Annotated in this window: 15 protein-coding genes; 12 read left to right on the forward strand and 3 right to left on the reverse strand. The window is 36.4% G+C overall.

Features of this window, described 5'->3' with window-relative positions; translation table 11 throughout:
• Positions 1-126: 126 nt before the first annotated feature.
• Both JML65_RS18095 and JML65_RS18100 read left to right on the forward strand, forming a co-directional pair.
• Entirely contained in the window at positions 127-636 is a 510-nt protein-coding gene (locus tag JML65_RS18095) for a GNAT family N-acetyltransferase (RefSeq protein ID WP_202271637.1), read from the forward strand.
• Positions 637-714: 78 nt separating this feature from the next.
• Positions 715-1,356 carry a uracil-DNA glycosylase gene (locus tag JML65_RS18100; protein WP_047487318.1) on the forward strand — a complete coding sequence of 214 codons (642 nt, stop codon included), beginning with the start codon at positions 715-717 and terminating at the stop codon, positions 1,354-1,356.
• On the opposite strand, the gene JML65_RS18105 is transcribed toward JML65_RS18100, so the two are convergent.
• Entirely contained in the window at positions 1,343-1,846 is a 504-nt protein-coding gene (locus JML65_RS18105; RefSeq protein WP_084086265.1) for a hypothetical protein, read from the reverse strand. The two genes, JML65_RS18100 and JML65_RS18105, sit on opposite strands and share 14 nt — an antisense overlap.
• Before the next feature lie 17 nt (positions 1,847-1,863).
• A complete protein-coding gene (locus JML65_RS18110) occupies positions 1,864-2,355 on the reverse strand; it encodes a DUF456 domain-containing protein (RefSeq protein ID WP_202271638.1) in 492 nt (163 codons plus the stop codon).
• Between the two features lie 246 nt (positions 2,356-2,601).
• On the opposite strand from JML65_RS18110, the gene JML65_RS18115 reads away from it, so the two are divergent.
• The 10 genes from JML65_RS18115 to JML65_RS18160 all read left to right on the forward strand — a co-directional run bounded on the left by JML65_RS18115 (position 2,602) and on the right by JML65_RS18160 (position 12,559).
• Complete coding sequence (locus JML65_RS18115) at positions 2,602-3,870, forward strand: mechanosensitive ion channel family protein (RefSeq protein WP_202271639.1); 1,269 nt, start codon at positions 2,602-2,604, stop codon at positions 3,868-3,870.
• A 139-nt stretch (positions 3,871-4,009) separates the two neighbouring features.
• Positions 4,010-4,729 carry a pyridoxine 5'-phosphate synthase gene (locus JML65_RS18120; RefSeq protein WP_047487330.1) on the forward strand — a complete coding sequence of 240 codons (720 nt, stop codon included), beginning with the start codon at positions 4,010-4,012 and terminating at the stop codon, positions 4,727-4,729.
• 100 nt (positions 4,730-4,829) lie between these two features.
• On the forward strand, positions 4,830-5,609 hold the full coding sequence (locus tag JML65_RS18125) for an alpha/beta fold hydrolase (protein ID WP_202271640.1): 780 nt from the start codon (positions 4,830-4,832) through the stop codon (positions 5,607-5,609).
• 115 nt (positions 5,610-5,724) lie between these two features.
• On the forward strand, positions 5,725-5,964 hold the full coding sequence (locus JML65_RS18130) for a microviridin/marinostatin family tricyclic proteinase inhibitor (protein ID WP_084086262.1): 240 nt from the start codon (positions 5,725-5,727) through the stop codon (positions 5,962-5,964).
• 41 nt (positions 5,965-6,005) lie between these two features.
• Positions 6,006-6,224 (forward strand): microviridin/marinostatin family tricyclic proteinase inhibitor, encoded by a 219-nt coding sequence (locus JML65_RS18135; protein ID WP_047487341.1) that lies wholly within the window; start codon positions 6,006-6,008, stop codon positions 6,222-6,224.
• Between the two features lie 75 nt (positions 6,225-6,299).
• On the forward strand, positions 6,300-7,256 hold the full coding sequence (locus tag JML65_RS18140) for an MvdC/MvdD family ATP grasp protein (RefSeq protein ID WP_202271641.1): 957 nt from the start codon (positions 6,300-6,302) through the stop codon (positions 7,254-7,256).
• The gene (locus JML65_RS18145) at positions 7,249-8,253 is read left to right on the forward strand and encodes an MvdD family ATP-grasp ribosomal peptide maturase (RefSeq protein ID WP_202271642.1); all 1,005 of its coding nucleotides are present in this window, start codon (positions 7,249-7,251) and stop codon (positions 8,251-8,253) included. Before JML65_RS18140 ends, JML65_RS18145 begins: the two co-directional genes overlap by 8 nt.
• A 319-nt stretch (positions 8,254-8,572) precedes the next feature.
• The gene (locus JML65_RS18150) at positions 8,573-9,586 is read left to right on the forward strand and encodes an NAD-dependent epimerase/dehydratase family protein (protein ID WP_047487349.1); all 1,014 of its coding nucleotides are present in this window, start codon (positions 8,573-8,575) and stop codon (positions 9,584-9,586) included.
• Complete coding sequence (locus JML65_RS18155; RefSeq protein WP_084086258.1) at positions 9,583-11,352, forward strand: AMP-dependent synthetase/ligase; 1,770 nt, start codon at positions 9,583-9,585, stop codon at positions 11,350-11,352. Before JML65_RS18150 ends, JML65_RS18155 begins: the two co-directional genes overlap by 4 nt.
• A 148-nt stretch (positions 11,353-11,500) precedes the next feature.
• Positions 11,501-12,559, forward strand: a complete 1,059-nt coding sequence (locus JML65_RS18160; RefSeq protein WP_084086257.1) for a diphosphomevalonate/mevalonate 3,5-bisphosphate decarboxylase family protein — start codon at positions 11,501-11,503, stop codon at positions 12,557-12,559.
• Positions 12,560-12,645: 86 nt separating this feature from the next.
• On the opposite strand, the gene JML65_RS18165 is transcribed toward JML65_RS18160, so the two are convergent.
• Positions 12,646-13,587, reverse strand: a complete 942-nt coding sequence (locus JML65_RS18165; RefSeq protein WP_237390931.1) for an endonuclease/exonuclease/phosphatase family protein — start codon at positions 13,585-13,587, stop codon at positions 12,646-12,648.
• Positions 13,588-13,773: the final 186 nt, after the last annotated feature.

Consider the following 13,773-nt stretch of genomic DNA (forward strand, 5'->3'; position numbering starts at 1 on the left):
GAAAATGTGAATGTCATACGGTGGTAATTTGAAAATGAGCTAATTTGAGAAATTCACAATGGAGAATCAGAAAGGTTTTCCGGACAAAAAGTTTTTAATTGATGACGAGTTTAATACATTTGAAGGATGAAACTGGAAACCGAACGATTAATTTTAAAGGAAATCAATGAAAGTCACGTAGAAGATATTTTACGGATCCGGAGCAATGAACTGATCAATCAATATGTTAAAAGGAATTCACCCAAGACCAACTATGACGCTTTAGAATTTATTTTAAGCATCAGGAAAAGAACTCAGGATAAAGAGATCATTTTCTGGGGAATTTCTTATAAAGACCAAAAGAACCTTATCGGAACCATTTGCCTTTGGAAATTCTCTGAAGACCGGCAAACGGCGGAAGTAGGATATGAGCTGCTTCCCGATTATCATAAAAAAGGAATTATGAGTGAAGCTTTGAAATCTGTTTTAAATTTTGGATTTAATGACTTAAATTTACAGGAAATTTTGGCTTTTACCAATCACCAGAATGAAAGTTCTAAGGGATTGCTTTTAAAACATAAGTTTGCTTTAAAAGAAAACAGAACAGATGAAAAGAATCTTGAAAATGTAATTTTTAGTCTGAAAAAAGCCCGTTAGTTTATCAGAAATATCTTTTGATAGATCAGCAAATGTAAATAATCAAATTAACTCATTTTCAAATAATCAGATTGAATTATGACCTGGACAGAAATTTTAGCCCCGATAAAAAATACAGAATACTTTAAAACCCTATGGGAAAAGGTAAAAAATGAATATGCGACTACTAAAGTTTTCCCTCCGAAAGATCAAATTTTCAGAGCGTTAGAATTGACCTCTTTTGAAGATATTGAAGTGGTGATCATTGGGCAGGATCCTTATCATAATGACAATCAGGCTAATGGATTGTGTTTTTCTGTTTCTGAACAGGTGACTGCTCCGCCTTCCCTTAAAAATATTTTTATCGAATTAAAAGATGATTTAGGAGTGGTAAGAACTTCTAAGGAACTGGATGATTGGGGAAAACAGGGCGTGCTGCTACTGAATGCAACATTGACTGTTCGTGCCCATACTCCCAACTCCCATAAAGATCTGGGTTGGGAAAAGTTTACCAATTTTATCATTAAAGAAATTTCAGATAAAAAAGAGAATGTAGTTTTTGTATTGTGGGGAGCTTTTGCACAGAAAAAAGCCGAACTCATAGATCCGGCTAAACATTTTATCTTAAAATCGGCACATCCGTCGCCATTTTCTGTCTATAGAGGTTTTTTTGGAAGCAAGCCTTTCTCAAAAATTAATGAGTATCTTGTTTCCAAAGGTAAAAAGCCTATTTCGTGGTAGTCCCTGATGGGCTTTCGGTTGTTTTGATGCTGATCCCTATTTTATATTTTCCCATGGCAGCCTTTAATCCATCGCTTGCCGCTTTAGGATAGGGAGTTACTTCCTGCAATGTAATGGTGTATCCGTTAAAATCTGCTGACTGGTGATAGTTTCTTGCAGGATGATCCATGCTGGCAAGGTTTAAAATCACGGGTCTTGTTGTAGTACCCATTACTTCCACCTGTGCAAGAGCAACCCCGGCCCAGATACAGTTTACTCCTTCAGGACAGCGGCTGTCTTCTGAAATGCCCTTGAAGGTAACATTCATCTGATACTCTTTAAGGAACTTATTTTCCCCTTCATTGAAGTAGATAATATCTCCTTTTTGATCCGGAGTTTTGGTGTTGGAACTCATTTCAGAAGTTTTTGTTTCTGTTTTTGTTTTCTTTTGGGCATCGCATCCTGTTAATGCGAGTATTCCAAGACTGAAGATAAGGGCTTTATGGAACATAGTTTCTTTTTTTTAATTTAAATAACATTAAACATATTAAGTAATACCACCAAAAACATTGCCACACCTACTACAAAACTGAAACCCGTTCCATAAATGAACCCAATAAGGGCTCCTTTGGTGGATTGCAGTGCTTTGTTCATATCCTTACTGTCATGAAGCAATTCTCCAATGAATACCCCGGCAAACATCCCGATCAGAAAACCTAACGGAATAGGAATAAAGATTCCTACAATAGTTCCGATGACAGAACCAATACTTCCCCAGCGTGTTCCTCCGTATTTTCTGTTGGTTTTTGCAGGGATTACATAGCTCAATACCACTGACGCAGCAGTAAGAATTCCAAATGCCCAGATATAAATCATCGAAAGATCTGCATCAGTCCCAAATTTGTAAATCAGAAGTCCGCAGATACTTAACAGCAATCCCGGAAGAACCGGAAGAAAAGTTCCTAAAATCCCGACAAACAATAAAACAAGGCAGAGAATATTAATAATTGTAGTATCCATTCCTAAAAAATATAGATGCAAGATAAAAAAAGTGGCCTTATAAAAAGCCACCTTTATATTTTAATTAAAAATTTTATTACAGATTTAAGATAGCATATTCCGGGATAAGTCCTGCTTTCTTAATATTTGCTGTCGCATTGATTGGGATATTTTTTTTACCGAATATTTGCTGAAGAATACTTTTTGGGATGAAAATTGATGATGAATAGTAAAAATCGTCATTCTTATTTTATAAATTTGCTGTCAATGAAAGATGACCTACAAGAAACCAAAAACTATTTGCAGGAATTAAGCGAACAGTTATATAATTATATCACCCAGATTTCTCCCACCGGGTTAGACTGGATTGTTCATATCATTGTAAAACTGGCTTTGCTTTGCGCCGTATTTTTGATTGTAGATTTTGTTTTAAAATTTGTTATCAATTTTATCTTTCGTTTATTTCATGACCAGACAAAATTCCCGATTTTAAAATCTATATATCAGTCTAAGATCACCAATTCGGTAGCTCATTTTGCCGCACTGATTATTGTGGGAGCATTGCAGGGGTCTATATTTCCTGAAGGTGCTCTTCCGAAAACAACAATTTTCATTATAAGATGTGTGAATCTGGGGCTGGTAATGATACTTGCCGGAATGCTTTACAGATCACTCACTGCATTCAGGAATTATTTTGCAATCAAGCAGGATTTTTATAAAATAATGGCGCTGAATGCCCTTTCGGAAACGGTTAAGATTCTGGGGATTTTTATATTCACAGTGGTAGGGATCTGTGTGGTTTTTGGAATAAAAGGAACTACGATTGTAGGAAGTTTGGGGGCTATCACAGCTGTTCTGGTACTTGTTTTCAGAGATACAATTCTGGGATTTGTAACGGGGCTTCACGTAGCCACTTCTAAAAATTTAAAAGTGGGCGATTGGGTAAGCATCCCGAAATACAGTATTGAAGGGAATATTACTGAAATAAGCCTCTTAACAACAAAAATCACCAATTTTGATAAAACGGTTTCTACCATTCCTACCTATGATCTGCTGACCACGGAAATTAAGAACCTGCAGGTAATGTCTGAGTCCAACACAAGAAGAATCAAGAAATCTATTTATTTTAATATCAATTCTTTCAAGTTTCTGGGAGAGGAGGATATTGAACGGTTGAAAGAAGTTAATCTTATTTCCGACTATCTTGAAGAAAAAAGTGCTGAGATCAAAAGGGAAAATTCAAACCTTGAACATCAGGATAAAGTAGTGAATGGAAGACAGCTTACCAATATCGGGGTTTTCAGATATTACGCACAGAAATATATAGAAAATGATCCTGATATTGATAAAAACGGAACCAGAATGGTTCGTCAGCTGGATATAACTCCACAGGGGCTTCCTCTTGAGGTCTACTGTTTTGCCAATGATTCCAAGTGGGAGCGTTTCGAACAGATTCAGGCAGATATTTTTGACCATCTGCTGGTCGCTTCAAAAGAATTTGATCTTCAGGTGATGCAGGTAAGTATTAAAGTATAATAAGGAGAAGCTGGAAATTGATCAATTGGTTTTTAGAATCTTACTTGAAAAAATATAATAAAGAGTTAGAATCAGAGGTTAATCTTATAGTAATATAATGCTGATATCTGAAGTCTAGCGTCTAACATCTTAAATAAAAATGACAAAATTAAGCGTAAACATTAATAAAATTGCGACATTAAGAAATGCGAGAGGAGGCGAAACGCCAAGTGTTACCGAAGCAGCTATAAAAATCCAGGAATTTGGCGGGCAGGGGATTACAATCCACCCAAGGCCGGATGAAAGGCATATTACAAGAAAAGATGTCTATGATTTGAAACCACTGGTTACGACTGAGTTTAATATTGAGGGAAATCCACATCAGGATTTCATTGATATGGTGCTGAAAGTAAAACCGGAGCAGGTAACCCTGGTTCCTGATGCTGATGATGCTATTACCTCTAACGCAGGGTGGGACACGAAAAAACACCTTGATTTTCTTACGGAGATCATCGCAGAATTTAAAAATGCAGGAATCCGTACTTCTGTTTTTCTGGATCCATTACCTGAATTGGTAGCGTATGCAGCAAAAACAGGCGCAGACAGAATTGAACTGTATACCGAAGCTTATGCTAAAAATTATGTAACCAATAAAGAACAGGCGATCCAACCTTATTATGATACTGCGGTTGCAGCTACAGAATTTGGACTGGGAATTAATGCCGGACATGATTTAAGCTTGGATAATCTGAAATATTTTGCAGATAATATTCCGAACCTCCTGGAAGTTTCCATCGGACATGCTTTAGTTTCTGAAGCGCTTTATATGGGATTGGAAAATACGGTTCAGGCTTACTTAAAGAGACTGGCTAAGTGGTAAAAATAGATACAGGATGCTAGATGTGAGATTTTAGACCCAAGTATTGTGTCTGAGCTGCTCATCTGGAATCTGAAATCTGAAATCTATTATCTTAATAAATATGGAAATCTTAAACTCAAAAATATTCGGCGAAAACTTAACAGCTACGCCACTTTTAGTATTTCACGGTTTGTTTGGAATGCTTGATAACTGGGGAAGCTTTGGAAAAGACCTTGGTGAATTTCTTCCGGTACATCTGATTGATCTTAGAAATCACGGACGAAGCTTTCATTCGGAAAGTATGTCTCATGATGATCTGGCAGATGATATTGCCCGCTATATGGATCATTACGGAATTCAGAAAGCTCATGTTTTAGGGCATTCTTTAGGAGGAAAAGCCGTGATGCAGTTTGCCTTAAAATATCCTGAAAGAGTAGAGAAATTAATTGTGGTGGATATTTCTCCAAAAGCTTATCCTCCACACCATCAGGGAATAATAAAAGCATTAGAAACGGTAGATTTTGATACGGTAGGTTCAAGAAATGATGTTGAAGCGGTTCTAAGCCAATATATCCCGGAAAAGTCTACTATTCAGTTTTTAACCAAAAACCTGTATTGGGATGATAATAAGAAGCTCAACTGGAGATTCAATCTAAAGACTTTATCTGAAAAGTATAGTGAATTTGTTTCTAATGCAGTCAAATTTGGGGTTTTTGAAGGAGATACCTTATTTATTGCCGGCGACAAATCCAATTATATCTTACCACAGGATGAATATGGTATTAAGCAGCAGTTTCCGAAGGCAACGGTTGTTACTGTCAAAAATGCAGGACATTGGGTGCAGGCAGAGAATCCTGTAGATTTTGCAAAAGTTGTCAAACAATTTCTTGGATTGAATTAAAAGTTTACATCGTTTTCGTTATTTATGTTAAAATTTTATTAAAATAATGGATTATTTCTCCATGAGTTGAATTTTTTTGTACTTTGGTTTATCAAAAAAATAAAATTATTAACTTATGGAAAACAAGAATTCAAAGAAGAAGCCATTTTTCGCATCTTTCTTAGAAAAACAGATTAAAGATCCTGAAACAGTGACAGGAGGGGCTATTACTTCAGTAAAACTGGATAATGTTACTTCAGTGATCAAGGATCATATTACTACTGCAGCTCTTGAAGATAGTGTTACATTGCCGGGGCACGATCACGTAACAATGAAATATCCGTCTGATAGCGATGAAGCCGGGGAGGAATTATAATTCAAACAAAACCATTATATCAAACCAAAAACTAAATCATTATGAATAACAAAGATTCAAAAAAGAAGCCGTTTTTCGCATCTTTCTTAGAAAAACAACTTAAAGATCCAGAAACAGTAAAAGGAGGACTGGAAATTACAATTCCTGAAAGAGATGTGATTACAAAACCGGTGATCGATACGGTAACATCTGCACTGAAGGATATGGAACACACTATGAAATACCCTTCTGATGGTGATGATGATGCTTTAGAAGTATAAGTAATAGAACAGAACAAAACTATAGTAAGGGGAAGCTTAAAACATTAAGTTTCCCCTTTTAATAAAAACCGGCTCATGATTCTCTGTATTACCCACTCACAGGATTTCTATAATATCGATCTCTTTTTTGAATACCTTAATTCTAAACATATTCCTTATTTCAGACTGAATTCTGATAAAATGAATCATTTTCAGAAAATCAGCATCAATGAAAATTCATTCGAACTGACAGATGAATCGGGGAATACTCTTCACTCTGATGATGTGAAAGGGGTCTGGCATAGGAAAGCCTGGAAAATAAGTGTTCCTGAAGAACTGGATGAAGATTATGAAAAGATTTTCCTGAAAGAATACGGAAGCCTCCGATTTAATCTGATGACTGTTTTAGAAAATATTCCGTGGATCAACCCTTCTGAAAAAGAAAGAAAAATTGACGGAAATAAAATGTTTCAGCTTAAAATCGCGCAAAAGAATAATCTGACCATCCCCAAAACAATATTTTCCAACGATGAAGAGAAGATCATTGCTTTTTTTCATGAGCACTGTAATGGAAAGGCCATTGCAAAACTTCATAGTGTAGTGGTAAAGGCAATGGGTGGCGAAGGCCAGATTTCCACGACTATCATTGAAGAAGATACCCTTATAAATATTTCGGATATTGCGTACTGTCCCATGATTTTTCAGCCTTATATCGATAAAGAATATGAGCTGAGAATAATATATGTGGATGGAGAGTTCTTTACAGGTAAAATTAACAACAGTGAAAATGTGGATTGGCGTGTCGCTCATGAAAGTTATTTTTGGTCCGCCTATGAATTACCGGAAAATATCAAAAAAGATATCCATGCCATGATGCAGGAAATGGGACTTTATATGGGAGCTATTGATATGATCAAAGGGAGAGATGGTAGCTACTACTTTCTGGAAGTGAATCCACAGGGAGAATGGGGAATGTTGCAGAAAGAACTGAACTTTCCCATCGCACAGAGAATTGCCGATAATCTTATAAAAAGAATCAGTTTCCATGGATAAAATTTTAATTATAACACATACTGCAGATAACTTTTCAATTGAAAAAGTAACAGAATATATTGGGAAAAATGGCTGTGAGGTCATTCGTTTTGATGTAGACTTATATCCTTTACAAAATAAACTGTCCACTGTTTTTCAGGATGGAGAATGGGTAAGTATTCTTGAGACCCAGGATATGAAATACCGTTTGGATGATATTTCCGCAATCTGGTACAGAAGAGCTTACAATATTGGAAAAGGATTAAGAGACGAGCTGGAAGCTAAATTTTACGGAGCTGCAATGGGAGAGATCCGCAATACTATTTTTGGCTTTATTGAATCTGTAGATGTCTATTCATTAGGTAAACCAAGTGTCTACAGAAGACTCGACAGTAAAGAAGAGCAGTTGAAAGTAGCAGATAAAATAGGACTTAAAATTCCTGAAACCTGCCTGACGAATAATCCTGAAGAAGCCAGAAAATTTATTCTTAAACATCAGAATGTAGTGGCTAAAATGCAAACCGGCTTTGCCATCTACGAAGACGGTGTAGAAAATGTAGTTTTTACAAATGTTGTCAGTGAAGACAGACTGGAAGAGCTGGATTCTCTTTTATATTGCCCAATGCAGTTTCAGAAGATGATCGAGAAGAAAAAAGAACTCAGGGTGACAATTGTAGGAAGGGATGTGTATGCTTTCGAGGTAGATTCCCAACAGTTTGAAGATTCAAAAGTAGACTGGAGGAAGGATGGTGTGAATCTGATTGATAAATGGGTGAGAACGGAACTTCCAGGAGATGTGGAAGAAAAATTATTAGAACTCTTAGATGTATACAATGTTGATTATGGGGCAATAGACATTATTGTTTCCCCTGAAGATGAGTACTTCTTTATCGAAATCAATGCAGCTGGAGAGTTTTTCTGGCTGGATAATCTTACAGAAGAAAACCTTATCTCTAAAAGTATAGCAGATGTTCTCTGCGACAAAGCTCCTAGAAGAAATAATATGGTTACGGCATAAAAAGAAAAGGATATTTTTCCAATAACTGTCATTCCTTAGAAATCAAAGCTATCCGATTTTAAAATAGCTTATCCGGATTTCTAAGGAATGATAATTTATTTCCGGGGCTTTTACATCCCTTGTATTTGGAGAATAATTCAGCGGTATTTGGTCCTTTTATGATCTCCAGAATGATAATATTGGTTAAATTAAGTTGAATTATGCTTTAAAAATCGCAAATTTGCAGAAGCGGTTTTTCAAAACATTTTTGCAGAAGAATGAAGAATTGCCGGATAGAAAATATTGTCATATTTTAGTCAGCAATCAAGTAACATAATTAATGGTTTTTGTAACGGGTGCTACCGGAATTCTGGGGAGAATACTTGTGTTGGAACTTCTTAAAAGAGGTAAGAACGTAAGAGCTTCCAAAAGACCGGGCAGCAATTTAAACGAAGTAAGGCATTCATATAGCTTTTATACTGAGAATCCTGATGATTTTTTTAATAAGATCGAATGGATAGATGTAGATTTTAATGATCTCAATACGCTTCAGGCCGCTTTAAAAGGAGTAGAAGAAGTGTATCACTGTGCCGCAAAAGTAAGCTTTCATCCCAAAGATGAAAAAGAAATGTACCATACCAATATCAAAGGGACAGAAAACCTGTTGTTTGCCTGTGAAGGATCTGATGTGAAAAAATTTCTGCACGTAAGCTCTGTTGCCGTTTTGGATAATTTTAATGAAAAAGGGGAGCTGGATGAAGATTCTGATTTTAATCCGAAAATTGAACATTCTGCTTATGCTATTTCCAAACATCTATCTGAAATGGAAGCCTGGAGAGCTTCTGCAGAAGGACTCAATGTAGCTATCCTCAATCCGGGAATGATCATTGGAAGCGGAAACTGGAACCAAAGCAGTGGAGAGCTTTTTTCTACCTTTGCTGATAATGGTTTTACCTTTGCAGGAGGTTCCGCTTATGTAGATGTAAGAGATGTGGCAAATATTGCTATAGAATTGCTTGAGAATAATATTTTTGGAGAACGGTTTATCATTGTTTCTGAGAATAAAAGATTTACAGATCTTGCGAAACAAATCAGAACAAGGCTAGGTCTTAAAGATGCTAAAGTACTTCAGGAATCGCTATTGAATCTTGGAAGAATAGCTAATATACTTCTCGGATGGCTGATTCCCAAGCTGAAGATGGTGACCAAATCAAATATTGAAGCGATATCCTCGTTCAACACTATTTCCAATCAAAAAATAAAAGATAAACTGAAGTATCAGTTTATTCCTGTACAAGAAAGTATAGACTTTCACCTGAACAATTATATTAACGACAAAAAGCTGAAGAAATGAATCTGGCAGAGGCAATTATCCTTAAAAATGTAGAAAAACATCCTATAAAAGCTGCTATAGGCTTTAAAAAGAAAGATGAGGCCTGGAAAGAGCTGAGCTGGCAGAAATTCAGTGAAATTATTTTTAAAACAGCCAATGCTCTGAAAGAAGCAGGAGTTCAGGAAGACGATAAAGTGGCTATTTATTCAGACAATTCTTCTGAATGGATGATCTGCGATTTGGCGGCAATGTCTATCGGAGCGGTGACGGTTCCCATTTATTCAACAAACAACGCTGAACAGGCTGAATATATCATTAATGATTCCGGTGCTAAGGTTGTCTTAGTAGGAAACCAGGCTCAGTATGACGCCTGTCTGGAGATTCTGCATAAAGAAGAGAATCATCTTGATACCATTATCATTTCCAAAAAATCGGTGTGGATCAAGAAAGAATTCAATAGTTTTTACCTTGAGGATTTTATAGCGAAAGCTTCTCCGACACTGGAAATATGTAAAAGAGAATATGAAGATACAGCTACGCTGATCTATACTTCCGGAACAACCGGAACACCTAAAGGCGTAATGCTTACCCATGGAAATTTTATCAAAGCCTTTGACTCACACTTTGAGTTTTTTAAGTTTAAAAACTTTGAAGAAGAACTTTCATTGGCATTTTTACCTTTAAGTCATGTTTTTGAAAGAAGCTGGAGCCTGCTGTGCCTTTATGGAGGTGCAAGGGTCTATTTCCTTGAAGATCCGAAAAATGTTGCTAAAGCACTGGAAGAAGTGAAACCTACCACCATGTGTGCGGTACCGAGGTTTTTCCAGAAAGTATATGCCGGAGTATTGGAAAAAGCAGAGGAAGGTTCATCATTTAAGAAAAAAATCTTTGACTGGGCCTTGAAAACAGGATGGGAAACTGCAGAATTGAGAAGAAATGAAAAAAGTATTCCTTTTGTGCTGAAATGTAAGGAATCTGTTGCAGATATGCTGGTCTTCAGTAAAATAAAAGAGAAAATGGGTGGCCGATTGTGGTTTCTGCCTTGTGGAGGTGCTTCCTTATCCCCTGAAGTAACCAAATTCTTTGAGTCTGTAGGAATCCATGTAACAGTAGGGTATGGACTGACAGAAACGACCGCTACTTTAACACTCTTCCCTTTGACTCATTTCGAGCATGGTACCAGTGGGAAACCACTGCCTGGAGTAGAGCTCAGAATTGGAGAAAGCGATGAAATTCAGGCTAAAGGAAACGGAATCATGAAGGGGTATTACAACAGACCTGAAGAGACTCAGAAAGTTTTTACCAACGACGGATGGTTCAAAACGGGTGATGCCGGGAAACTTGATGACAAAGGAAACCTGATCATCACAGACCGAATCAAAGATCTGATGAAGACGTCCAATGGAAAATATATTGCTCCACAACAGATTGAAAATCTTCTGACCAATAATAACTTTATACAGCAGATCATGCTGGTTGCAGAGGGAAGACAGTTTGTTTCCGCATTGATTGTTCCAAATTTTGAATTCCTGCAGGACTTTATCAAGAATAATAATATTCCTTTTACAAGCTGGGGAGAGATAGTAACCAACGAAAAGGTGATTAATTTTTATAAAGATAAAGTGAAAGAATTGCAAAGCCATCTTGCCGACTATGAGAAAGTGAAAAAATTCACCTTAATGCCGGCGGAATTTGACATCAATACAGGAGAAATTACACCTACATTGAAAGTCAAAAGGAATGTAGTCCTTAAAAAATATGCAGATATTATTGAGAAAATGTATTAATTGTATAGATACTTTATTTTTCAAAAATCCCTGGTTTTCACGTATATCCTAATGAGAGGCGTAAGAATTTTCCTTCTCTGAAAAGGGGACAAATCGAGGATTTGACGGAAGCGTTAGAAAAATCAAGTCTTATTACTTAAAATAAACGATGACAACACAAGAATTTATAGGAAATCCAAACTTTACGATTCAATCACAAACTGTTTCAGAAAGCTGTCCATCTAATATTGCCCTGATTAAGTATTGGGGAAAATATGAGAATCAGATTCCTGCTAATCCGAGTATCAGTTATACTTTAAACCACTGTAAAACGAATACTTCCATGGAGTTTGTAGCTGCTGAGCCTTTTTCTGTGCAGACTTTTCTGGCAGGAAATGAGGAAGTGAAGTTTGCCGAAAAAATTGAAAAATATTTCAAGAATATTGAGCAGTATTTACCTTGGATCTTAAAAGGAAAATATATTATCAGAACAGAAAATACATTCCCGCACAGTTCAGGAATAGCGAGTTCAGCTTCAGGATTTGGAGCTATTGCTAAATGCCTGATGACAATGGATGAAATGTTTACAGGAAAAACTTCTGAAGAAGGATCCTTAAGAAAGGCTTCATTCTTAGCCAGGTTAGGAAGCGGAAGCGCATGCAGAAGCCTATATAACGGATTGGTGGTTTGGGGAGAAACAGATGAGGTTGAGAATAGTTCTGATCTATTTGCTGTACCTTATCCGGATCATGAGATTCACGATACTTTCAAAAGCTTTAATGACTGGGTTTTATTAATCCATGAGGGGCAGAAAAGTGTTTCTTCTACAGTGGGACACGGTTTAATGAAGACCAATCCATATGCAGAAAGAAGATTTCAGGAAGCAAGAGAAAATTTTGTTCCGATGAAAGAGATCCTGAAAAGTGGAAACATGGACCAGTTTATTAAATTGGTTGAACATGAAGCGCTTACTCTTCATGCGATGATGATGATGAGTGATCCTGCTTTTATTCTGATGAGAACCGGAACACTGGAAGTGATCAATAAGATTTGGGATTTTAGAAAAGAAACCGGATTATCTTTATTCTTTACACTGGATGCCGGGGCCAATGTTCACCTTTTATTCCCAAATAACGGAACTGAAGATAAAATAAAAACATTCATTGAAGAAGAGCTGCTGCAGCACACCCAGAAGAATGGAGTAGTAAAGGATGTGATGAGGTTTTAGAACCGAAATACAATATTGATAAAAATCAGCCTCAAAAATAGAATTGTGCAAAACCCTGTTAATTTTATTTTTGAGGCTTTTTATAATTAGTCCTCCGTTACAACTGTATCACGATCTCCATTCTCTTTTATTCCTTCCTGTATCATTTTTTTAGCTTCAGTTTGTTCATCGGAAGTAGCAGTCTCTATAAGCTCTTCTTGTTCATCATTGTGATGATCAATAAAAAATTCACAATACACAGGAAGATGGTCAGATCCGAAATTTTCCAAAGTTTTAAGATCCTTGATGAAAATATCTTCACTATGGAACATCAGGTCTATGGGGAATCTCAAAAGACGATATTTTGCATGAAAAGTAGAAACAAAAGAATGTCCGATTCTCGGATCAATCAGATGACTTGTTTTTCTAAAAAGTATGGACGATTTTGACCATGCAACATTATTAAAATCACCCACTACAATTACGGGCTTTTGAATGTCTTTCACACACTGTGCCGTGCTGAGAAGATCGCCGTCTCTTTCTTTTGATGTTTCTTCTTCCGTAGGGCTAGGTGGTGGTGGATGAACACCAAAGAACACAAAGGAAAAGCCATCATCAGTGGTCATATGAATTTCAATACTGGGAATATCATCGGCTACAAAATAATGGGTTTCTGCATGTTTTATTTCAACTTTGGAGTAGAAATGCATTCCGTAAGTATTTTCAAGAGTTACTTTATGTTGGTAGGGATAATCTTCTTCAAGAGTCCTCATAGCTTTTTCCCAGTCTCCATTACTTTCCATTGTCATGAAAAAATCCGGACTGTATTTTTTAATAAGGTCTAGAAATCTGTTGTATTCTTTATTGAACTGATATACATTGGCAGATATAAAATGTAGCTTTTCAGAAGATACACGGCGCTGTCTGTGCTTCTTTACGGGATAAAGTGGTGTGTATTTAATTAATGTATGGCTGTGATGAATAAATAAAAGCACTAAAAGTCCCTGGTAGTACAAGAAATATTCTGACGACTCAATCAGGAAACCCATTATGAATGTGATGGATATAAGATAAGTTATCTGTATTTTAGCAAACTCAGGAACCCGAAATATCCAATGAGAGTTTTGAATCTTTGGAAGTAGGGTTAGAACGACTAAAAGTATGGCTAAAATTATATAAACAATCCACATAGTAAAAATCAACGGATAAAATTAATTTATTTTTTGAAGAAAACA

Origin of the sequence: Chryseobacterium sp. KMC2 (genome assembly GCF_016756935.1) — a bacterium.
Classification (GTDB): Bacteria; Bacteroidota; Bacteroidia; order Flavobacteriales; family Weeksellaceae; genus Chryseobacterium; species Chryseobacterium rhizosphaerae.